Origin of the sequence: Salinisphaera sp. G21_0 (assembly GCF_017744115.1) — a bacterium.
Classification (GTDB): Bacteria; Pseudomonadota; Gammaproteobacteria; order Pseudomonadales; family Endozoicomonadaceae; genus Endozoicomonas.
In genome coordinates, this window is the sequence record NZ_JAGHQW010000002.1 from 179,942 (window position 1) to 200,965 (window position 21,024).

Consider the following 21,024-nt stretch of genomic DNA (forward strand, 5'->3'; position numbering starts at 1 on the left):
ATGACTCCCTCACTGTTTTCCCAAACCAACCGTTTGAATGATTTTTTTTATAACTTGCCGGGGTGACATGGTGGCAGTATCCAGAACAAGGTCTGCGATTGACCGATACAGTGGATCACGCTCTTCAAGCAGTCTGGTCAGAACCTCTTCACGGTCTGCCCGTTGCAACAATGGTCGTCGTTTGTCTTTTTCCGTTCTCTGCAATTGAATTGCTACCGGGGTACTCAAATAAACCACAAACCCATTGGTGCTCAACTGTCGTCTGTTCTCCAATCGACCAACAGCCCCCCCACCGGTTGCCATAACGACGCCTTTCTGAGTGCAAATATCTTCGATGACCTGGGTTTCCCTGTCCCGAAACCCCAGCTCGCCTTCAACATCGAAAATCCAGGGAATATCCGCGCCACTGCGTTCTTCAATCACATGATCCGAGTCAAGAAAGGGTCGAGCCAGCTCTTTTGCCAGCATCCTGCCAATGGTACTTTTGCCTGCCCCCATGGGACCAATAAGATAGATATTTGTTAATGGCATGCTCTTTGCCAGCCTGACTTCCTGCCTGTGTGCAGCGAGCGTAGCGCATCGTAAGCAGTGATGACAACAAAAAACGGGAGCCAGGGCTCCCGTCAGAGGTTTTAAAACCTGCTATATGCCAGCAGTTTAACGCAATGAAACACCTTCAGTAATGATTCTGGGCGTTATAAAGACCAGAAGCTCTTCTTTTTCATCACTCTCTGTTTTTTTGCGGAACAAGCCACCAACCCAGGGAATATCACCCAGAACTGGTACTTTATCAACGCCGTTTTTTATAGTCTGCTTAAAGACACCACCCAGAACGACTGTTTCACCATCTTCAACCAGAACCTGGGTAGTGATCTCATTGGTGGAAATAATTGGTACGTTATTGGATGCCTGATTGGTTGTATCGTCATTATTGATCTTGATATCCATAATGACGCGACCATCCGGGGTAATCTGAGGTGTCACCTCCAGCCCCAGCACCGCATCCTTGAACGCGACCGAAGTTGCACCGCTGGAAGTTTTCTCCTCATAAGGGATTTCTTTACCTGACTTGATCACTGCGGTTTTCTTGTCCGCTGTAATGACTTTTGGCTGTGAAATTACTTCGCCTCCGCCATCACTCAACAGGGCAGAGAGCTCAAGGTTCAAAATGGTGCCACCTTTACTGGAGAAGCCGATGGCAATAGCACTTGAAGTCCCTCCGGTTATACTCAGGTCAGTGAATACATCATCATCCTTACCACCACCAATTGAGAGTTCCCTGTTATCATTCTTGAGCGCATCTTCTTTTGACCCACTCCACTTAACACCCAGCTCTTCTTTGAAGTCGGAGCTGAGCGTCACGATACGAGCCTCAATCATCACCTGCCGAATAGGAATATCCAGCTGATCAATCAGCGACCTCAATTCATCCAGCTTGGCCTGCGTATCCTTGATCAACAGACTATTGGTTCTTGCCACCACCTGAACCGAACCCCTTTCTGTCAACAGGCTGGCACCTTCTGCGCCTTTCAGTACCGTGGCAATTTCTTCTGCGTCAGCGTAATTAATCTGAACCAGATCAGTATATACCGGGGCTAACTCACGAATCTGTTTTTCGTTCTCCAGCTGCTCACGTTCACGCGCAGCAATTTCCGCTGCCGGAGCCACGGTAAGAACATTGCCTTCCAAACGCTTATCGAGCCCCTTAGCCTTAAGCACAATATCAAGCGCCTGATCCCAGGGAACATTTTGCAGTCGCAGGGTTACATTACCCCCAACCGTATCCGATGCCACCAGATTCAGATCGGTAAAATCAGCGATCAACTGAAGCACCGCCCGGACTTCAATATCCTGAAAGTTTAACGACAGCTTATCACCTTTATAGGAGAGCCCAGCTTTTCGTCTACTGCGATCTTTAGGGTCTGGAGCCTTGACACTGACAGTCAGCAGATTGTCTGTCTGATAGGCCAGATACTCAAACTCTCCCTTGGGCTCTATGGTAATAATGCTGTTACCATCCTCAACAGTGGCATCAATAAACTTGATCGGTGTAGCAAAATCGATAACGTCCAAGCGATTTCTCAGGTTCTGTGGCAATACATCACCCTGAAACTCCAGACGGATACGCCCCCCCTGCTCATTCATATCCATCGGAATCCTGGCATCGGACAGGGCAATGATCACCTCTCCCTCACCATCATCACCTCGCTGGAAATCAATATCGGTAATACCTCTTCGCATTTCCGCGACTTGATAGGATGACTGACTCCGCTGAGGTAACTCCCTTTGCACGGCAGTGGTGCTGTTATTCTCGCCGAGGTAAATGCTGAGCGTCCTGCCATCAGCCTGGGTGCTGAAGCGGGTAGGCTGCTGAAGATTAATAACCAGGCGGGTTCTGTCTCCGGCCTCAAGCACAGTCACACTCTTGGCATTATTAAAGCCAATCTCGTTGTACTTGGGGAGTTCACTGCGGGTAAAAGGCAGGTCTATGGAAATCCGGGGAGGCTTCTCAATGCTGTAGCCATGAGCAACCGGTGCCGCGCCATCAAAGCTCAAACGTATCTCAACCATCTCACCCGGCAATGCCGCTGTATCCATATTTTTCAGGGTGACACCCCACGCGGAAATAGGCAACATGGCCAGCAACGTATACAGAAGCCCTTGGACAGCCCTGGCCTGCAACAGGGGACTAATATTCATCTAACTTACCTATTTCAGAATTAGAATTGTTTTTTTCATCGGCATCACTGTTAAATAATCCAGCCCATTCCGCCACGATGGCTCAAAACCATACCCTCTCATACTGAAGCATCCCCCAGATAAAAAAAGCCGTCCATCCCTGAATAACAATCGGCTAACTCAACACAGCCAGCAGCGCACTGTCAACCGCTCAGGGTGTGACAGCAGCATCCTTGCTGGAAATATGATGATTAATTCACAATAAAGGAAATAAAATCACTGATTATTAAAATTAACGCGGAGAACTCTTGGTCGCTCAATCCAGTAACTTGGACCAGCAGGAACAATCTCGGTCACACGCAACTCCTGGTCATCGAGGTAAGTGATACGACCATGGTTACGCCCCAGGTAATCACCCACACGAACCCGGTGAACACCGTCAGAGCCACGCACCAGTCCCCAGAATCCTTCGTCGTTACTGATAGAGCCTACCAAACGAAACGAATCCAGTTCAAACTGTTCCAGGTACTGCTTAACACGGTGTGGGTCTGGCTTGATGTTGCTATTGAGCTGTTCCGTGGTCAGTTCAATTTTCACCGGCTGCTTAAAAGGACTGCGCAAGGCTGATGCCTGATAAGTAAACGCCTCATAAGGACTGAACTTGGGCAATGGCTCAATATTACCCGTAGGACGGGCCCTCATCTCTGCCATATAGTCATCAATGTCTTGATAACCCTGGCGACCACCATCCGAGCATCCAGCAAGAATCAGCGCAGCACCGGCAACAAAGACAAGTTGAAGCAGCTTCATCATAGCCCCCCCTGATCATTGTAGCGGTAAGTTTTTGCAAGGATGTTCATGGTTAACTGACCATTCTTGCCCGGGCGAATCTCAAAATCATGCAGGGTAACTATTCGCGAAAGACTGGCAACACCACTGACGAAGTTACCCAGATCATGGTATGTACCCGTCACGCCAATGCTGATTGGCAGCTCTATATAAAAGTGGCTGACATTTTCATCCTGAAGTTTTATTTCTTCGATCTGAAGACCTGCTCCACGCCCGGTAAAGGTAATGTCTTCAAGCAGCCCGGGCACCTCTGTATCACTGGGCAGCTGTTTCACCAGTGCACCAAACGAGTTTTCCATTTCTGCCATCTGTTCGCGGTAGGCTTGCAGGTTTGCCGACTGGAACGCCCTGATTCGATACTGCTCCCGTAAATCCTGCTCTTTACTGGCAGCAGTATCATAACGCTTCTGCAAACTGGTCAGGTGAAACTGATAACCAAACCCAAGCACTAACGCCAGAGTCAGAATACAGACAAAGACCCTGGCTCCCAGGGGCCATGAACCAATGTTATCGAAATCAATGTCATTCAGATCAAATTCATTCAGCTTTTGTATTGAATCTGCAAGGCTCATAGTCCCCCCTTGGCCTGAGTGGGGTTGATCTGCTTAACCGTTAGATCAAACTCATTCCAGCGCTGGCTGTTGGCCGCTACTTTCCTGACCGCTGTCAGATTTGGTTCAGCAAACCATTCAGAGTTATCGAAGTTTCTCATCAAGGCGGAGATACGATTATTGGACTCGGCAACCCCGACAAGCGACAGGCGATCTCCCTCCAGGGTTATCTGCTTGAAATAAACCCCTTCAGGAACCACATGTGCGACCTGGTCAAATATGCGAACAATCACCGGGCGGTTGCCCTGCAGGTTTTGAATGACCTGCATCCTCTCAAGCAGTTGTTCTTTCTTGGTTCTCAGGTCCTTGATTTCACTGATCCGCTGATTCAGCTGCGTAATTTCATTTTGTAGATATTGGTTACGACTTTTCTGGTGACTGATGTTATGGCTGATGTAAAGGTCACCGATAAAGATCAGGCCAATACCAACCAGCACCGTTATCGCCCAGAAGGCAATGAAACGCTGTTTGCGTTCTTTCCTGAGCTCTTCACGCCAGGGTAAAAGGTTAATTCTTGCCATCAGTCGAAACTCCTCATGGCAAGGCCACAGGCAATCATCAGCGCCGGGGCCTCAGTGGCCAGTCGGCCCTTATCCACTTTCCCGGCCATGGACATTCCGGCAAAAGGATTGGCCAGCCTGGTCGGGACCCCCAATTTATCCTGAATCATTTCCGCCATACCCGGGATTGATGCGGATCCTCCTACCAGGGCAATGGCATCCACATCATTGAACTGGCTGGATGAATAAAAGAATTGCAATGAACGTGATACCTGCTGAACCACCGTTTCCCGGAAGGGCTCCAGAACTTCAGGTTCATAATCATCAGGCAGCCCCCCTTTACACTTGGCCTTCTCTGCTTCTTCAGGGGTGAGCCCATAACGGCGCTGAATCTCATCAGTCAACTGCCGTCCACCGAATAACTGCTCACGGGTATATACGGTTTTACCCCGGCTGATCACATTCAGTGTGGTTTTCGTGGCACCAATATCGACGATAGCCAGCACCGGATCCCGATCTGGCAGGTCAAGCTGGCCGTCAATCAATTCACATGCCCGCTCCATGGCAAAAGCTTCGACATCAACAACTTTGGGCGTTAATCCCCCAAGCCGAAGCGCCTCCTCGCGCATTTCAACATTGTCACGACGACAGGCTGCCAGTAAAACCTCAACTCGCTCAGGATTTTTTTCGTTCAGACCCTGGACTTCAAAGTCGATGGCCACTTCATCCATGGCATAGGGAATATACTGGTCTGCCTCAACAGAGATCTGGGTTTCCATCTCATCTTCACTGAGGGAAGCATCCATATCGATGGTTTTGGTGATAACGGCAGCGCCTGACACCGCAACGGCGGCATTTTTCAGGCCAGTTCTGGATTGGGAGAGAGCTCTTGCAACGGCTTCACCAATGACATCAACTTCATGAATATTATTTTCAACCACGGCTCCTGGCGGAAGGGGCTCAACACAGAAAGCTTCGACTCGGTAAACACTGCCTTTTAGCCCTAACTCAATGACTTTGACAGATGTCGAGCTTATATCCACCCCTAACACGGCATTTGATTTTTTCTTCAGCAGCCCAAACACTGGTGCAATCCTTGATTATTAGTTATAAGATCAACAGCTTTAGTTTAATAACAGTCTGTATACTTTCGCAATTACCGTCGCCATTCAGCCAACTCTAAACACTGGATTTTTAAGGAAGATCCTTCGGCAACCCAAGACGGTACCACGTACAGGAAAACCACATTTTCAGCTGATGGCCATTTCACCATATAATACTCAGTCACGAACGGCTGTCAGGACGACTCTTGTTATGACAAGACAGTTCAAAGATGTCACAACTTCAGCCGGTGGCCTTCGCTTTATCAGGATTCCCTAACAGCATGAAACGGTCGGTTAAACTTCTTAAATTCCTGCTCTGGTCACTAGTAACAGTAGCCAGTGGAATTCTGCTTGTCAGTGCCAGTGCCTATTTATACCTCAGTCCTTCGCTACCTTCTGTGGAGTCATTGCGGGACGCCAAATTACAGACACCTCTGCGAGTTTACTCTCAAGATAATCTGCTCATTGCCGAGTTCGGCGAAAAACGCCGGTCCCCCATTCAGTTTGAAGACGCCCCCATACACCTGATCAAAGCCTTTATGGCTGCCGAAGACGACCGTTTTTATTACCACCCCGGCGTTGACATCATGGGCCTGATGAGGGCCGCTGTGCAACTGGTCAGCACCGGCAGCATTCAGTCCGGTGGCAGCACCATAACAATGCAGGTGGCCAAGAACTTCTTCCTGAGCCACGAGCGGGTATTTTCGCGCAAATTCAATGAAATCCTACTCGCTTTGCAAATAGAACAGCAACTGTCCAAGGATGAAATCTTTGAACTCTATCTCAATAAAATTTATCTGGGAAACCGCTCTTATGGTGTCGAGGCCGCCGCACAGGTTTACTATGGCAAAGCCATCGATGAGTTGAATCTGGCCCAGATTGCCATGATTGCCGGTCTGCCAAAAGCACCTTCCCGCTATAACCCGATCAATGATCCCAAACGGGCCCTGATCCGGCGGGACTGGATCCTGGGAAGAATGAAAGATCTTGGCTACGTCACCCATGAAGAATATAACGACGCCATCAGCCAGCCGGTCACTGCCCGCTATCATGGCGCAAAAATCGAACTTGAAGCACCTTATATCGCCGAGATGGTTCGACAGCAAATGGTTGAGCAATACGGCCTGGATGCCTACACCGAAGGTTTTAAAGTCTACACCACCACCAGCAGCGAGCTGCAGAATGCGGCCAACCTTTCGGTAGCCCATGGGTTAATGGCCTACAACGAACGCCATGGTTACCAGGGCCCGGTCACCAACCTGTTTGATAATATTCCGGAAGAAGGCTGGCAGCAGCGCATCAACAAAACGCCATCGCCCGGTATTCTGTTACCCGCCATGGTCACCCGGGTTGGCGAGGAAGACGTTGAAATTGGCCTGAAAGACGGCAACAGCGGTAAAATCAGCTGGGAAAATCTGAGCTGGGCAAAGCCTTTTCTGACCGTAAACAGCGTTGGTCGTACACCTGACACACCTGCGGATGTTGTGAGAATCGGAGACCAGATCTGGGTAAGGCTTACAGAAGATGGCAGTTATCGTCTGGCCCAGGAACCACAGGCACAGGCAGCCCTGATTTCCATGCACCCGGAAAATGGTGCAATCCTGGCTTTGGTGGGAGGGTACAACTTCTATGACAGCATGTATAACCGGGCCACTCAGGCCATTCGCCAGGCAGGCTCATCATTCAAACCCTTTGTTTATGCGGCGGCCATTGCTAACGGCATGACTGCGGCAACCATCGTCAATGATGCACCGATTGTGTTTGATGATGCCAACCTGGAAGATAGCTGGCGGCCAAATAATGACAATATGAAGTTCAATGGCCCCATGCGTTTGCGTGAAGGTCTCTATCGTTCAAGAAACCTTGTATCTATCCGCGTTCTGCGTCAGATAGGTATCAGCAAAACCGTTAACTATCTTAAGCTGCTGGGTTTCAAGGAAGAGTCTTTAAGCCGTGACCTGTCACTTTCCCTGGGCAATGTCTCCATGACACCACTGGAACTGGCTTCTGGCTATGCAGTTCTGGCCAATGGCGGTTTCCGCATTGAGCCCTGGCTTATCCAGCGAATTGAAACCGCTGATGAACTCATTTTTGCCGCCAACGCAGCAATAGCCTGCAATGAAAGCTGTATCGCCAGCCTGAATCAAGACACCATGGAGAGTGAAGAAGAGAGTCCCCTTTTCAGCGATCCAGAGCTTGAGGAAATGCTGATTCAGGAAGACACTCCATTCTCTGAACCCGACGATCAGCCGGTAATCGCCAAATCCGTTATGTCACCCCGGGTGAACTACATCATGAACGACATCATGAATGATGTCATCTGGAAAGGCACTGGCAGACGTGCCAGGGAACTTAAACGGCAGGATATCGCCGGTAAAACCGGAACCACCAATGACAGTAAAGATGCATGGTTTGTTGGCTTTAACCCGGATGTCCTGACTGCCGTCTGGGTGGGCATGGACGACTTTTCAACACTCGGGCGCTGGGAATACGGAGCCAATGCAGCTCTGCCAATCTGGATTGACTATATGCACACCGCCCTGGAGGGCAAACCGGAACATAAGCCGACACAACCGGAGGGCATGATCACCCTGAAAATTTCACCAGAAACCGGACAGCTTGCCCTGCCCGGAGACCCCAACGCTATTTTTGAAATTTTCCTCCAGGAAAACGCCCCACAACAATACAGTGATGAAGGGCTGCCATCTCTTGGCGAGATGGACCATGAGTTTTCACCGGAAGATCTTTTTTGATATTGATCAAATATCCGCAACAGAGTTCAAAGGGTAATGGCCGGGGTATTCCACCCTGGCAACGCCAGAGTCAACGGCTGCCTGAGCCACAGCGGCAGAAACCCTGCCAAGCAGTCGGGAATCCATAGGCTTGGGAATGATATAGTCCGGACCAAAACTCAGCCTGACGCCATCGTACGCCTTCATCACCACTTCCGGGACAGGCTCTTTTGCCAGCTCCCGGATGGCATTAACGGCCGCAATTTTCATCGCTTCGTTAATGCGTGAAGCGCGGACATCCAATGCCCCCCGGAAGATAAACGGAAAGCCAAGGACATTATTGACTTGATTCGGATAATCTGAGCGCCCGGTAGCCATAATGACATCAGGACGAACCTCCTTAGCCAGCTCAGGACGAATCTCCGGGTCAGGGTTGGCACAGGCAAAAACGATCGGGTTTTCAGCCATTTTCTCCAGCTGTTCCGGAGACAACAGGTTAGCACCGGAAACGCCAAGGAATGCATCCGCCCCATCAATGGCGTCATCCAGTGTGCGGCAGTGCGTTTCTACAGCAAACATCGCCTTGTACTGGTTCAGATCATTCCGCTGCGAATGAATGACGCCCTTGCTGTCCAGCATGAGAATATTTTCTGGCTTGAAGCCGCAGCTAATCAGCAGTTTCACACAGGCAATGGCCGCGGAACCAGCCCCCAGGCAGACCAGTTTTGCCTCTTCAATATCCTTTCCGGCAATCTCAAGGGCATTAAGCATGGCCGCTGCCGTCACGATCGCAGTACCGTGCTGGTCATCATGGAAAACCGGAATATCACAATCTTCAATCAGACGATGTTCAATTTCAAAACACTCAGGTGCTTTGATATCTTCCAGATTAATACCGCCAAAGGTACAGGCAATTCGCTTCACCGTATCAATAAACGCCTGCGGGCTCTCAGATTCCACTTCAATATCGATCGAATCAACCCCGGCAAAACGTTTAAACAGCAGAGCCTTGCCTTCCATAACCGGCTTACTGGCCAGTGCGCCCAGGTTACCCAGACCGAGAATCGCTGAACCATTACTGATTACCGCAACCAAATTACCTTTGCCGGTATAACGGTAGACATCCTCTGGATTTTCGGCAATCGCCCGCACCGGCTCCGCGACACCCGGGCTATAGGCCAGTGAAAGATCCAGCGCGGTCTCTGCCGGCTTGGTAATTTCAATCGAAATTTTTCCAGGTTTTGGAAGAGCGTGATAATCAAGTGCAGCTTGCTTCTTTTCCATGAGTTTTTTACTGATATGGGGAGGAGGTTATATGAAGGCCCAGAATATATGATGGAAATGGGGGTAACAAGGTCAATTCGTAAAATATCAGGCCATACAAAAAAGGCGACTGCAAAACAGTCGCCTTTTTAAACCTTTCGGTCGGTATGCTACCAGCTCGATTACTTGCGAGCGCCCAGCTTGCCAAAACGCTTGTTGAAGCGCTCGATACGGCCGCCGGTATCCATCACCTTCTGAGTGCCGGTGTAGAATGGGTGGCACTTGGAGCAGACTTCGATGCTCAGAGGTTTGCACAGCGTAGAGCGAGTTTTGATTTTGTTACCGCAGCTACAGGTAACTTCGATTTCTTCGTAGTTAGGATGGGTATCCTGCTTCATTTGAGCTTCCTCGAACTGGTGTATGCCGCCACCTGACTCTCAATAGAGCCCTGGTGTTATCAGGCTCGGGAGACAGGCACCGCAAACGGAATCCATCTCAGCATAATGAGCTGAGAGGGTAAAGAGCGGTGGATACTACCAGAGATTATGACAGAGGGAAACAGTCTTATGTTCGTCCCATATACGTAGTTTTCAAGCCATTATCCGATCATCAGCACAACCTGCAATGACAAAAAAGCAATACACAAAAATTAACAAATTACCGTTTTAATTCTGTTACCTCCCACTCTGTTTCAGGAGAGAAACCATCAGCTTAACCCTCCCATAATATGGAAAAACTATTGGATAAATACGGACATCCAGAAAAAGTCTGGCGAAAACCGGCGACAGAGCCCTTGAAGCAGTAGACTGGATATCCATCATCAATATTAATGAAACCACAAAGGTCTTTAAGTAGTTAACCAAATGAAATCATATTTTCTGGCTTAGTGGGCAGTCACTCTGCTGCGTTACAACTCCGGTCACATAGCTAAGGCTATGCTCCCTGCGTTGTGCCTTGCATAGTAACTGCCCACTAAGCCAGAAATATATGATTCCATTTGGCCAACTACTTAACAGTGCCCAACTGTGTCCGGTGAATACCATGAACATAGAATGCTTGTATTTTTATGATATTGACCTGGTCTGGGCCGCCAGCAGGCAAGGCTATATCGGAATACACAATGTGCTGCAAGCCAACGAAACTGATTCACCTCCTCCATATGATCTGGCATGGGCAGCCGTGAATGGGCAAATAGAGACCATCAACGAACTTCTTGACAATGGAGCTGTTCCCTGTCTGTCTACCTATGCCTTATCGTTGGCAGCCGGCCAGGGGTATGCCGACATCGTCGATATTCTGCTGGCCCACGGTGCCACTCCACATCAATCACCGGATGCATTGGTGTGGGCCGCCCAGAATGGTCATATTGTGATTTTCAACACCCTGCTGGCCAACGGTGCCACTCCGCACCAGTCGCCAGACGCCCTGGTAAAGGCCGCTAAAAACGGGCACACCGACATCGTTAACATCCTGCTGGCCCACGGAGCCGCACCCAGCCTCGCTCCATTTGCCCTGTCACTGGCAGCCCGGAATGGGCATGCCGGGATCGTAGAAACGCTGCTGGCCCACGGAGCCACCCCCCAACAATCACCAGAAGCCCTGGTGTGGGCCATCCAAAAGGGTCACAGCACGATTGTCAACACCCTGCTGAGTCATGGAGCCGACCTTAACCAGTGCCCGAAGGCCTTAGTGTGGGCCGCTGAGAATGGTCACGTTGAGACGATCAAGACATTGCTGAACAAAGGAGCCCCCCCGGAGTATTGTCCAGAAGCATTGGTGCAAGCCTCAAGAAAGGGACAGCTTGAGATCGTTAACGCTCTGTTAGCCAAAGGTGCCAACCTCCATCGGTCGCCAGCGGCCCTGGATTATGCCGTAACTAATGGGTACGTCGAGATCACCAGCGCATTGCTGACCACCGGAGCCACACCTCAACAGTTATCCAGGGCCCTGGTCTGTGCCGCTACAAGAGGACATGCAGGGGTCGTCCACACTTTGCTGGCCTATGGTGCCATCCCACACCACTCTCCAGATGCCCTCGTGATTGCCGCCCGTGAGGGTCACATTCAGGTTGTCAGCTTGCTGTTGGCCAACGGTGCGACTACCCATCAGTCTCCTGAAGCCCTGGTGCAAGCCTCCTCGAATGGCCATGTCAGTATCGTTAAAACTTTACTGACACACGGAGCCAACCTCCACCAGTCACCGTTAGCCCTGTCCTGGGCATTCAGGAAAGGACAAACCGAAATCACTTACCTTCTGAAAAACCACATACCCGAATTACAATGCCAACAACCAACGCCTCTGCAACTGTACGCACGAACGTGCATCCGTAACCGATTGATCGAAAATCTGAACATCTGTGGGCAACCGTTGCGTCCAGCAATTGAAGCACTGCCACTACCCGATCAATTGAAGAAGTTTATCTATAACCCACTGCTTCCAACACCTTCCTGAAAAACTGAGGCAGAAGAGATCAAGGTGGATAACCTCAAACCACCCGACCCGGTTTCTGTTCATGCCAGCTTTCAGTTCCTGTATCATCTCCCCCCATAGAAATACCACGATGGAACCTGAATGAGCAGCAAACCGGCGGACACTTCTGACGCAGCAAATGATCAAGCAACCACTGAACAGTCCGTCTCCGCCAGGCTTATCGCAGAAAAATTTATCAGAGTCGCTATCCCTTCACCTCTAAGGCAATTGTTCGACTATTTGCCGCCAGACACGCATTCTGGCATGGCCATTAGCCCCGGCAGCCGAGTTATCGTGCCTTTTGGCCCACGGCAAATGGTGGGGATCGTTCTCTCCATCGAATCCAGCACTGACATTCCTGCCAATAAGCTGAAACAAGTCATCTCTGTCCTGGATGAAGAGGCTCTTGTTCCAGAGGATATTATCCAGCTATGCCAGTGGGCAGCCCGTTATTACCATCACAGCATCGGAGAAACCCTGCACCAGGCTCTGCCGAAAAACCTGCGCCTGGGAAAACCGGCATCCACCGGCAGCATTCCTTTCTGGTACCCACTTATGGAACTGGACAGTGAGTTACGAAACCAACTGAAGCGAGCAAAAAAGCAGCTGGCCGCCCTGACGCTGATTGGTGAAAATCCTCACGGCATCAGCGCCACGGAGCTCCATGAATACGGTTTCAGCAAGAGCACTCTAAAAGAGCTGGTCAAAAAAGGATTAATCCATTCCCGGGACGTTGAGCCTTCCCCACGCCTGTTTACCGAAACCACCACCCCACTGAAGTCTGCCCACCTTCAGCTGAACGAAGAACAGGCGTTTGCCTGTGAAGCCATTACCGATGGTCTGGGATCCTATCGCACCTATCTTCTGGAAGGCATCACCGGCAGTGGCAAAACCGAAGTGTATCTGCAGGCTATTTCAGCAGCATTGACCAACGGTAAGCAGACATTAGTACTGATTCCGGAAATCGGCCTCACGCCTCAGACGGTCAGGCGCTTTCGTGATCGTTTCAATGTACCGGTTGCCTGCCTGCATTCGGGGCTCAGCGATGGTGAACGATTACAAGGCTGGCTCGAAGCGGCCAGAGGTTCGGCGGGCATATTGATTGCCACCCGTTCAGGCATTTTCACCCCAATGCCACACCTTGGGCTTATTATTGTCGATGAGGAGCATGACGGCTCTTATAAGCAGCAGGAAAGCCTTCGATATAACGCCAGGGATCTTGCCATATTCCGTGGCAGCCAATGCCACTGTCCGGTCGTCCTTGGATCGGCAACCCCTTCTCTGGAAACGCTACACAATACGCATCAGGGAAAATACACCCAGCTTCACCTGAAGCAGAGAGCGGGGAATGCACGTCCACCCGCCATGGAGTTACTGGATATGCGCCACCAGGTTCTGAAAGACGGCTTATCCACAGAACTGCTGCAAAGAATGGCTGCTCATCTTGGACGAGGCAATCAGGTGATGGTTTTCCTGAACCGTCGTGGCTATGCGCCATCCATGATCTGTCAGGACTGCGGCACCATTATCGACTGCCCGCACTGCGATGCGCATATGACCATTCACCGTTACCCTCCCCATATGCACTGCCATCATTGTGATCTGCAACAGGCCATCCCATGGCAGTGCCCATCGTGCCGGAGCCGTAAGCTTCAACCTGTTGGCCAGGGTACAGAGCGGACAGAGCAGACCCTCAGCCAACACTTCTCCGGTTATCCCGTGCTGAGAATCGATCGGGACACCACTCGCAGAAAACAGGCGTTGAGCGATATGCTGGAGGAAGTACAATCCGGCAAACCCTGCATACTGCTGGGCACACAGATGCTGGCGAAAGGACACCACTTCCCGAATGTGACCCTGGTTGCCATCGTCAATGCCGATGCCGGGCTGTTCAGCTCTGACTTCAGAGGACCGGAAAGGACCGGCCAATTGATTATGCAGGTGGCGGGGCGAGCAGGACGGGGGAATAAGCCCGGACAGGTTATTATTCAAACCTATAATCCAGAACACCCTGCTCTCCAGCTTCTGTCCATGAACGACTACAGCCGTTTTGCCAGCAGTCTGTTTATGGAAAGAAAAAGCCTGAATCTTCCCCCGGAGGGATATTTAACCCTGGTTCGATCAGAGTCGGTTAATCAGGGGGAAAGTGAAACCCTGCTCTCAGCCCTGAGACACTATGCTGAGCGGGCAGCCGAAGGCAGCAATGTTCGGTTACTGGGTCCGATTCCAGCCCCCATGGAAAAGCGTCAGGGACGCTACCGCTGGCACCTTCTTATCCAGGGAAAAAGCAGAAATCATTTACACGCAGTGGTGAGTAGCGTTGTCTGCTACCTGGAAAGCCACCGGCTTCCCAGGCAACTGAAGTGGACGGTAGATATTGACCCTCAGGAGATGAGCTAGAGCATCCGCGATATAGCCTGAATTTGCCCCCTCTGGAAGTTCTGCATAGCACTTTTCCGGGCAAAGTCGAGATATCTCCGGATATCACTGTCTGGCAGGGATTTATAAGTGTAGAGAAAGATATCCCGCATTCTTTCCGGCATATCTTTCCGGATATAGGGCTTCTCCCGGGCTTTCAACACCTGGGCAGGTCTCATTGGCTGCTCGGCACCCGCGGGCATGACCTCCCGAAGCATCCTCTGTGCTCCCACTGAAGCACTGGCAGCCAGCTCGGTACTCAGCTCAACAGCATCAAGTGCTTCCATCAACTCTTCTATTAAAATTATCCGGCTATTTCTGGGCAGCTCCGCCGACAGTTTTTCCCGGATATATTTCTCCATTTTTGCCTGATTGGCAGGATCACTGGCTTCGGCCTCAAGGCGGAGAATTTTCTTACCCAGGGGCGATCCGAACCAGTCAATCAACCGGTCCAATTCACCCACCGACAACGCTTCATCCAGAGTTACTTTCATGGAAGCCCGAAAAAAGTCGGGACTATAGCGAATTTTGACCACCTGATTGACCGTATCCACAACTGGCTCAGGAATCGGATATTTCTGCTGCTGAAGAGTCATACTGTCGTGTATCCAGTCAAGCTGACGTTCCAGCCCTGTCTGGTCATAAAGTTTATCCAACAGCTGATGCTTTGCAGGTGATGCCAATGCATTGGCAATAAAAAGCAGGGGAGCAAACAAACCTACAACTACTAATCTCTTTCCGTCCATAGTCAGAGCCGTGTTGGTACCGTTTATTGTGAAACAGTCAGTTAATATATCTGGAAACTCACTGTATGGAGTGAGCGACAGTGACTGCATTATCGCCAGAACGCTCACCTTTACCATACTCTGTTGAGTATCAATCGTAAAGTTTGCTGACGATGGCCGTTACCGCAGTTTCGACCCGTAAAATACGTGGTCCAAGATGGATCCTGTGAAACCCGGCCTGTTCCAGTTTATCCACTTCATAGTCAATAAAGCCCCCTTCCGGACCAATAGCCAGCACAGCAGGCCCGGAAATCTGATGCGGGCAGCTTTCGCCCCCTAGCGGATGAGCCACCAATCCCAGCTTTCCTGCCACCAGGGTCGGCAAACGATCTTCCACAAAAGGTTTGAAACGCTTTTCAAGAATCACTTCTGGCATGATCGTATCCCGGGCCTGTTCAAGACCCAGTATCAGCTGCTCACGCACTTTCCCGGGGCTTAACCAGGGGGACTGCCAGAAACTTTTTTCAACCCGATAACTGTTCATCAGGATAATCTTTTTAACACCCAGCGCCGTTAGATGCTGGAGTGAACGTTTGAGCATTTTGGGCCGGGGTAAAGCCAGCAGAACCGTCAAAGGCAGGGCCGGAGGGGGAGGCGTATTCAGCTTCACCTCAAGACGCATTATTTCTGAAGACAGATGAGTAATTTTCCCCGTACCCATGTTGCCATTCACCAGGCCAACACGCAGCACATCGCCTTTACTGGCCTGATGAACATCCAGCACATGCCTTAACTGTCGCTGGTCCAGCTCTGCATGCCATTCATCAATAAAGTGTTGTTGCTCAAGGAGGAGAAGATTCATCTAAACAGCCATACGCTGATAAGCCAGTTAATCAGCAGGGAACTGAAACTGACACATTCATATAAAAGGAAAATCAGAGCACCCAGAGTGCTTAAAAAGCGACGCCTTTCCGATAATCATCCACAAGCCGGTCAATCTCATCAAGTACCCGATCAATGGCTACCGACGATAGCTTGATCTTATCAGATACCAACTCATCCCTTAACTCATCCACAGTCAAAAAATCACTCGAAAGCGATGCTTTAAGTGGGTGAAAAACCGGATCAGAGAGTAGCCAGAGCAGGCCGTTCTGGACCACCTCGATGGGAACGTCAAATGGTGAATGATGGTAAATGCGGTCAGAATTAAACTCTTCCTGACCATCTGAGAAGTGGGGATATGGCATACTTCCTCCCTGAAACAACCGTATCATAGGATAGCATAGCACCCGTCTGGGCGACCCCGTCTGGGCGACCCCGTCTGGGCGACCCCGTCTGGGCAAGCAGATAGCGAGGATGGTAAAAATTGAGGAAAAAATCCTGTTTTTGAGAGGAATCAGTGATTCTAATAGCCGGGCAAACCTCACCTTCAGATCAATTGGCTACCTCGCAGGACTGCATGGATGCTGGAGCCGCGAAGATCATGCCATTCGCGGACAGCTTTCCGTGGACTTACTCAAAAAAATTCTCGTCATTCTGCATATCTAACTTCTCCATAGGCATGAGAGGTAGCAGAGGCACAGCTTCATTATTAGTACGATCAGTAATCTGGTCACCCGGACAACCCAAATCTCTTTGATTCTGGACCAGAGTATCTCGAATAGACCCCTTGCAGATATCTCTCAGGCTAGAGGCCTGAGTATCTGGCATCGACCGGAGTAAGCTGATAATCTCTTCCGATTGGGCTACAGATATTGCTGATTTCCTACCAGTATTCACATTGCATCTGCTAGCGACGGCTACGGCGATCTTACTCTTCTGGTCAGGCAATACTGAATTGTGCTTGTTTACCACATACTCCAGCAGTTTATCCATACTGTTTTTGCCTGCATATTCAAGCCAGGTAAATTCTTTTTTATCTCTCTGATTGCCATTTACGCCATGCTCCAGCAACAAACAGGCTATCATGCCGCCGAAGACGTTATTGTTCTTTTTAGACATACACAGCCAATGCAATGGTGTCTGGCCAGACTTATTGAGTGCCATGACATCCGCTCCCAGCGTCAATAAGGTCTCTGCCGCACCCAGTCCATTATTACCGGCGGCAATGTGCAATGGCGTATTGCCATGTCGATCACGGCTATTAATGATATCAGTGGAACGAACAGTACCGTCAATGCCAGCACCCCCCTGCTCCGCTATACGCTTGATCAATCCGGGGAAGTTGTACCTGGCGGCATGATGAACAGGCTTGCAGCCATTGCGATCCGCTGTGTGCTGATTGGCTCCCGCCCCAAGCAAGGCCTCCAGGCCCAGAAGTCTTGCTTTGTGCTCTTCAGGCTCACTGGCAAAACGACAAACGAATTTGGCTTTCTCAACCCTGGCTCCACAAAGCAATGCCAGTGGCGTAAAACCATTTCCATCAACAACATTGATATCTGTTACCTGTCCCGTGGCGATGATGGCTGCCACCGCCTCTCCATTGCCTGATATGGCCGCTGAGTGCAATGGATTACAATCTCGCAAGTCACCGGCAGTAATCTGTGTATTCAAATCAACGTCATTAGAAAGGAAATTCTGAATCTGCTCCAGCTTAACCACCTTATGACTCTCCAAGTCAACACATAAACGCCTGGTTAAAAGAACCCTACCGGGTTCAATGGCTGGCATTACATCCGGTAAAGCACTGACACCGTTGACATTACCATTTGCCGGGGCCTGGTTCTGCCCTGACCCGAAAGACATGGATTGTAGATCGGGCGCAATAGCGCTGCATAAATCTCTGTAAGGATTCATCTGTCACCTCAGGTAATCTACCTATCATCATTCAATCTTTAACTTGATGATAAATATGACCGACGAAACAGGAAAACGTTCAATACTTCTTCGCCTAAAGTGATAACCGTCATGCTTTAAGACAACTGTAATGAGCATTAAAACAGAGTGCTATGCTTCCGCCTCATCCGGTTTCCGGCTTTTCACAAACCGGGCAAAGAGAATTCCGCACTCAAACAACAGCCACATCGGAATGGCCAGCAGAGACTGGGAAATAACATCAGGCGGCGTCATGATCATACCGATCACAAAGCAGCCAACCACCACGTATGGGCGCTTTTCCTTGAGGCTTTCGACCGTCGTCACCCCCGACCACACCAGCAGCACCGTCGCCACAGGGATTTCAAAAGCGATACCAAAGGCAAAGAACAGTTTCAGGATAAAATCCAGATAACTGTTGATATCCGTCATCACGGTGACTGACTCAGGGCCAACGGTGGTGAAAAACGAGAAAATCAAAGGGAAGACCACATAATAGGCAAAGGCAATGCCCAGGTAAAACAAAACAATACTGGCAACCAACAGGGGAATTGCGATGACTTTCTCATGCCGATACAGGCCAGGCGCAATAAAGCCCCATGCCTGATGAAGAATAAATGGAATCGCAATAAACAGCGACAGCACAATGGTCAGCTTAAAGGGTGCCAGAAAGGGTGAGGCCACCTCGGTGGCAATCATGGTACTGCCTTCCGGCAGGCTGGCGCGGAGCGGTTCCGAGATATAAACGTAAATATCGTTGGCAAAGTAAAACAGCCCGGCAAAAACCACCAGCACGGCAACCAGGCTTTTCAGGATACGCCCACGCAGCTCAAGGAGGTGCTGAACGAGAGGCTGCTCTTTATCCTGCCCTGTTCCTTTCGTTGTCTGAGAATGATCCGAGTTTTTTCCCGACGTTCTTTGCGACATAGTTACTTACTGCCCTTTTCCTGAGACAGACCAGCAGAGGTGTCATTCACTGCCTGTTTGTTAACACTGCCATCTCCACTCACTGAGCCACTGTCACCCCCGGGCGAAGTATTTACACCGGAAGACGTCTGGTCTTCAGCAGGATCAATGCTCACAGACTTTTTCAGATCATTGATCTGACTTTGAAACTGTTCGCGGGTTTTATGCAACTCTTTCATGACAGCTTCATTGTGCAATTGCTGCTTGATTCCGTCGGCATCAATCTCCCGCTCAAGCTCCTCTTTTACGGACTGGAAACTGCGACGAATTTTGCCCACCCAGTAAGCGGTTGTCCGGATGGCCCGGGGCAGGCGCTCCGGACCCAGCACCACCAGGGCAATTACGGCAACCAATAACAACTCTGTAAAACCTATATCAAGCACAGCGAACTATCACACCTCTCGACTAGCCACTCAATCACCAAAGGGTAGCTGTAGTCTCCCCTGCATGAGGGGATCACACTTGGCTCAAAAGAACAGCTTCCGCCAGAAAACAGGCCTGAAAGCCCTTTTATACAGTCAAGACTGCTTATGCCTGGACTTTTCCAGGTCAGACTCAAGATTACGCTGCTCAACAGAGCCAGCCTTTAGTTCAGCTTTCCCTGAGTTTTTTTCATTATTTTTCTCACCTTCCGACTCTTCATCAGAGCCCAGTGCTTTTTTAAAACCTTTCACTGCACTGCCCAGATCACTGCCTATTCCGCGAAGCTTTTTCGTACCAAAAAGCATCACTACGATCAACAGAATGATCAGCAACTGCCAGATACTGATGCCACCAAAACCCATTTTCTACTCCTTCAGCTCTCCATAAAAGCTGATCAGATAATACACAAAGAGAGGACATATTACCCCATTCCATCGCTAGGAGCCTGTCCGAGGATAGACTGCCCTACTGCGGCGACAGCAAATTGGTCTAAAAATCCGCTTTTGTTCGGCAAATAGCCCCGCTATTCACCTCACAAAACCGAATTTTTATCCTCAATTTTCTGCCGTCCTCGCTACGGGCGCTATTCTCGGTCAGCCTCCTAGGGGTGTGGCTATTTTGCAACAAACGTTCAGGAAAAGTTGGGAAATACAGTTACCCGCGGGATGCTTTCTCTTCTATACCGGAAAGCCCGAAACGACGATCCAGCTCATTCAACACATCAGCAGGCTCAAGCCCAAGGTGAGACAGCATGACCATGGTGTGAAACAAGAGATCAGCCGTTTCATAAATAACCGCCTCCCGATTATGATCATATTCTGCTGCCTTGGCGGCAATCAGCACTTCTGCTGACTCTTCCCCCACTTTTTTCAGAATATGGTCCAGTCCCTTATTATGAAGCTGTGCAACATAAGAGGAATCCGGATCAGCCTGCCTGCGGTTGCTTAATACTTCAGTCAATTTTTTGATTATATCGCTCATGTTTTAACCTGTGGGATGATTTACAGCAAAGAAACCAGCCTTTACTGATGTCCATAAATCGTTGCCGGATCCTGCAACACCGGCTCTTCGGTATTCCACGATGCTTCTCCATGGTTATCCCTGAGGCGACGATAAAAGCAAGACTTACGTCCTGTGTGACAGGCAATACCACCGGTTTGTTCCACTTTCAGCAGGATCGCATCGCCATCACAGTCAAGGCGACACTCTACCAGCCGTTGCGTATGGCCAGAGCTTTCGCCCTTGCGCCATAGCCTGCCCCGTGAACGGGACCAGTAAATGGCAACCTGTTCCTTCAGGGTCAGTTCCAGTGATTCCCGGTTCATCCAGGCCAACATCAAAACCTCTGCGGTTTTATGGTCCTGGGCAATGGCTGTCACCAGGCCATCATCGTTCCATTGAACCTCATCCAACCAGTGAGTTGTTTTCATAACACTATCCAATCATTTTATTTGTTCACATACTTACGCGGC

At 50.0% G+C, this 21,024-nt stretch carries 20 protein-coding genes; 3 read left to right on the top strand and 17 right to left on the bottom strand.

Annotated elements, in window-relative coordinates; translation table 11 throughout:
- Nucleotides 1–9: 9 nt before the first annotated feature.
- The 6 genes from aroK to J7439_RS01845 form a co-directional block, all read right to left on the bottom strand.
- Complete coding sequence (gene aroK / locus J7439_RS01820) at nt 10–531, bottom strand: shikimate kinase AroK (protein WP_209199980.1); 522 nt, start codon at nt 529–531, stop codon at nt 10–12.
- A gap of 126 nt (nt 532–657) precedes the next feature.
- Nucleotides 658–2,700: a type IV pilus secretin PilQ gene (locus tag J7439_RS01825; RefSeq protein ID WP_209199981.1), complete on the bottom strand. Its 2,043-nt coding sequence runs from the start codon at nt 2,698–2,700 to the stop codon at nt 658–660.
- A 255-nt stretch (nt 2,701–2,955) separates the two neighbouring features.
- Complete coding sequence (locus J7439_RS01830; protein ID WP_209200011.1) at nt 2,956–3,489, bottom strand: pilus assembly protein PilP; 534 nt, start codon at nt 3,487–3,489, stop codon at nt 2,956–2,958.
- The gene (locus J7439_RS01835; protein WP_209199982.1) at nt 3,489–4,100 is read right to left on the bottom strand and encodes a type IV pilus inner membrane component PilO; all 612 of its coding nucleotides are present in this window, start codon (nt 4,098–4,100) and stop codon (nt 3,489–3,491) included. The genes J7439_RS01830 and J7439_RS01835 overlap by 1 nt, the downstream gene beginning before the upstream one ends.
- Nucleotides 4,097–4,660: a PilN domain-containing protein gene (locus tag J7439_RS01840; protein WP_209199983.1), complete on the bottom strand. Its 564-nt coding sequence runs from the start codon at nt 4,658–4,660 to the stop codon at nt 4,097–4,099. The genes J7439_RS01835 and J7439_RS01840 overlap by 4 nt, the downstream gene beginning before the upstream one ends.
- On the bottom strand, nt 4,660–5,724 hold the full coding sequence (locus tag J7439_RS01845; protein WP_209199984.1) for a pilus assembly protein PilM: 1,065 nt from the start codon (nt 5,722–5,724) through the stop codon (nt 4,660–4,662). The genes J7439_RS01840 and J7439_RS01845 overlap by 1 nt, the downstream gene beginning before the upstream one ends.
- Before the next feature lie 299 nt (nt 5,725–6,023).
- Between J7439_RS01845 and J7439_RS01850 the strand changes: the two genes are divergently transcribed.
- A complete protein-coding gene (locus tag J7439_RS01850; protein WP_209199985.1) occupies nt 6,024–8,495 on the top strand; it encodes a penicillin-binding protein 1A in 2,472 nt (823 codons plus the stop codon).
- A gap of 6 nt (nt 8,496–8,501) precedes the next feature.
- Here the strand turns inward: J7439_RS01850 and J7439_RS01855 are convergent, their stop codons facing one another.
- Both J7439_RS01855 and rpmE read right to left on the bottom strand, forming a co-directional pair.
- A complete protein-coding gene (locus tag J7439_RS01855; RefSeq protein ID WP_209199986.1) occupies nt 8,502–9,758 on the bottom strand; it encodes a malic enzyme-like NAD(P)-binding protein in 1,257 nt (418 codons plus the stop codon).
- Nucleotides 9,759–9,919: 161 nt separating this feature from the next.
- Nucleotides 9,920–10,135 carry a 50S ribosomal protein L31 gene (rpmE, locus tag J7439_RS01860; protein WP_209199987.1) on the bottom strand — a complete coding sequence of 72 codons (216 nt, stop codon included), beginning with the start codon at nt 10,133–10,135 and terminating at the stop codon, nt 9,920–9,922.
- A gap of 643 nt (nt 10,136–10,778) precedes the next feature.
- On the opposite strand from rpmE, the gene J7439_RS01865 reads away from it, so the two are divergent.
- Together J7439_RS01865 and J7439_RS01870 are read left to right on the top strand one after the other, a co-directional pair.
- Nucleotides 10,779–12,188, top strand: coding sequence for an ankyrin repeat and SOCS box protein (locus tag J7439_RS01865; protein WP_209199988.1), 1,410 nt, complete (start codon nt 10,779–10,781; stop codon nt 12,186–12,188).
- Nucleotides 12,189–12,308: 120 nt separating this feature from the next.
- The gene (locus J7439_RS01870) at nt 12,309–14,606 is read left to right on the top strand and encodes a primosomal protein N' (protein ID WP_209199989.1); all 2,298 of its coding nucleotides are present in this window, start codon (nt 12,309–12,311) and stop codon (nt 14,604–14,606) included.
- On the opposite strand, the gene J7439_RS01875 is transcribed toward J7439_RS01870, so the two are convergent.
- From J7439_RS01875 to hisI, 9 genes are all read right to left on the bottom strand, one after another.
- Entirely contained in the window at nt 14,603–15,280 is a 678-nt protein-coding gene (locus J7439_RS01875; protein ID WP_209199990.1) for a DUF2059 domain-containing protein, read from the bottom strand. The genes J7439_RS01870 and J7439_RS01875 overlap by 4 nt on opposite strands.
- Before the next feature lie 220 nt (nt 15,281–15,500).
- Nucleotides 15,501–16,211: a 16S rRNA (uracil(1498)-N(3))-methyltransferase gene (locus tag J7439_RS01880; RefSeq protein WP_209199991.1), complete on the bottom strand. Its 711-nt coding sequence runs from the start codon at nt 16,209–16,211 to the stop codon at nt 15,501–15,503.
- Nucleotides 16,212–16,302: 91 nt separating this feature from the next.
- A complete protein-coding gene (locus J7439_RS01885) occupies nt 16,303–16,596 on the bottom strand; it encodes a hypothetical protein (protein WP_209199992.1) in 294 nt (97 codons plus the stop codon).
- Nucleotides 16,597–16,861: 265 nt separating this feature from the next.
- A complete protein-coding gene (locus J7439_RS01890; protein ID WP_209199993.1) occupies nt 16,862–18,145 on the bottom strand; it encodes an ankyrin repeat domain-containing protein in 1,284 nt (427 codons plus the stop codon).
- A 150-nt stretch (nt 18,146–18,295) separates the two neighbouring features.
- On the bottom strand, nt 18,296–19,090 hold the full coding sequence (gene tatC / locus J7439_RS01895; RefSeq protein ID WP_209199994.1) for a twin-arginine translocase subunit TatC: 795 nt from the start codon (nt 19,088–19,090) through the stop codon (nt 18,296–18,298).
- A gap of 2 nt (nt 19,091–19,092) precedes the next feature.
- Nucleotides 19,093–19,512, bottom strand: coding sequence for a Sec-independent protein translocase protein TatB (gene tatB, locus J7439_RS01900; RefSeq protein WP_209199995.1), 420 nt, complete (start codon nt 19,510–19,512; stop codon nt 19,093–19,095).
- Nucleotides 19,513–19,647: 135 nt separating this feature from the next.
- Nucleotides 19,648–19,914, bottom strand: a complete 267-nt coding sequence (gene tatA / locus J7439_RS01905) for a Sec-independent protein translocase subunit TatA (protein WP_209199996.1) — start codon at nt 19,912–19,914, stop codon at nt 19,648–19,650.
- Between the two features lie 292 nt (nt 19,915–20,206).
- Nucleotides 20,207–20,533, bottom strand: coding sequence for a phosphoribosyl-ATP diphosphatase (locus J7439_RS01910; RefSeq protein WP_209199997.1), 327 nt, complete (start codon nt 20,531–20,533; stop codon nt 20,207–20,209).
- Between the two features lie 41 nt (nt 20,534–20,574).
- Nucleotides 20,575–20,982: a phosphoribosyl-AMP cyclohydrolase gene (hisI, locus tag J7439_RS01915; protein ID WP_209199998.1), complete on the bottom strand. Its 408-nt coding sequence runs from the start codon at nt 20,980–20,982 to the stop codon at nt 20,575–20,577.
- Nucleotides 20,983–21,024: the final 42 nt, after the last annotated feature.

Bases quoted from the DNA above. Each gene is read 5' to 3' on its own strand.
- J7439_RS01865 (WP_209199988.1), top strand. From the start codon at position 10,779: ATGAACATAGAATGCTTGTATTTTTATGATATTGACCTGGTCTGGGCC.
- rpmE (WP_209199987.1), bottom strand. From the start codon at position 10,135: ATGAAGCAGGATACCCATCCTAACTACGAAGAAATCGAAGTTACCTGT.
- J7439_RS01850 (WP_209199985.1), top strand. From the start codon at position 6,024: ATGAAACGGTCGGTTAAACTTCTTAAATTCCTGCTCTGGTCACTAGTA.
- J7439_RS01840 (WP_209199983.1), bottom strand. From the start codon at position 4,660: ATGGCAAGAATTAACCTTTTACCCTGGCGTGAAGAGCTCAGGAAAGAA.
- hisI (WP_209199998.1), bottom strand. From the start codon at position 20,982: ATGAAAACAACTCACTGGTTGGATGAGGTTCAATGGAACGATGATGGC.
- J7439_RS01890 (WP_209199993.1), bottom strand. From the start codon at position 18,145: ATGAATCCTTACAGAGATTTATGCAGCGCTATTGCGCCCGATCTACAA.
- J7439_RS01870 (WP_209199989.1), top strand. From the start codon at position 12,309: ATGAGCAGCAAACCGGCGGACACTTCTGACGCAGCAAATGATCAAGCA.
- J7439_RS01825 (WP_209199981.1), bottom strand. From the start codon at position 2,700: ATGAATATTAGTCCCCTGTTGCAGGCCAGGGCTGTCCAAGGGCTTCTG.
- tatC (WP_209199994.1), bottom strand. From the start codon at position 19,090: ATGTCGCAAAGAACGTCGGGAAAAAACTCGGATCATTCTCAGACAACG.
- J7439_RS01830 (WP_209200011.1), bottom strand. From the start codon at position 3,489: ATGAAGCTGCTTCAACTTGTCTTTGTTGCCGGTGCTGCGCTGATTCTT.
- J7439_RS01855 (WP_209199986.1), bottom strand. From the start codon at position 9,758: ATGGAAAAGAAGCAAGCTGCACTTGATTATCACGCTCTTCCAAAACCT.
- J7439_RS01835 (WP_209199982.1), bottom strand. From the start codon at position 4,100: ATGAGCCTTGCAGATTCAATACAAAAGCTGAATGAATTTGATCTGAAT.
- tatA (WP_209199996.1), bottom strand. From the start codon at position 19,914: ATGGGTTTTGGTGGCATCAGTATCTGGCAGTTGCTGATCATTCTGTTG.
- aroK (WP_209199980.1), bottom strand. From the start codon at position 531: ATGCCATTAACAAATATCTATCTTATTGGTCCCATGGGGGCAGGCAAA.
- J7439_RS01880 (WP_209199991.1), bottom strand. From the start codon at position 16,211: ATGAATCTTCTCCTCCTTGAGCAACAACACTTTATTGATGAATGGCAT.
- J7439_RS01885 (WP_209199992.1), bottom strand. From the start codon at position 16,596: ATGCCATATCCCCACTTCTCAGATGGTCAGGAAGAGTTTAATTCTGAC.
- J7439_RS01910 (WP_209199997.1), bottom strand. From the start codon at position 20,533: ATGAGCGATATAATCAAAAAATTGACTGAAGTATTAAGCAACCGCAGG.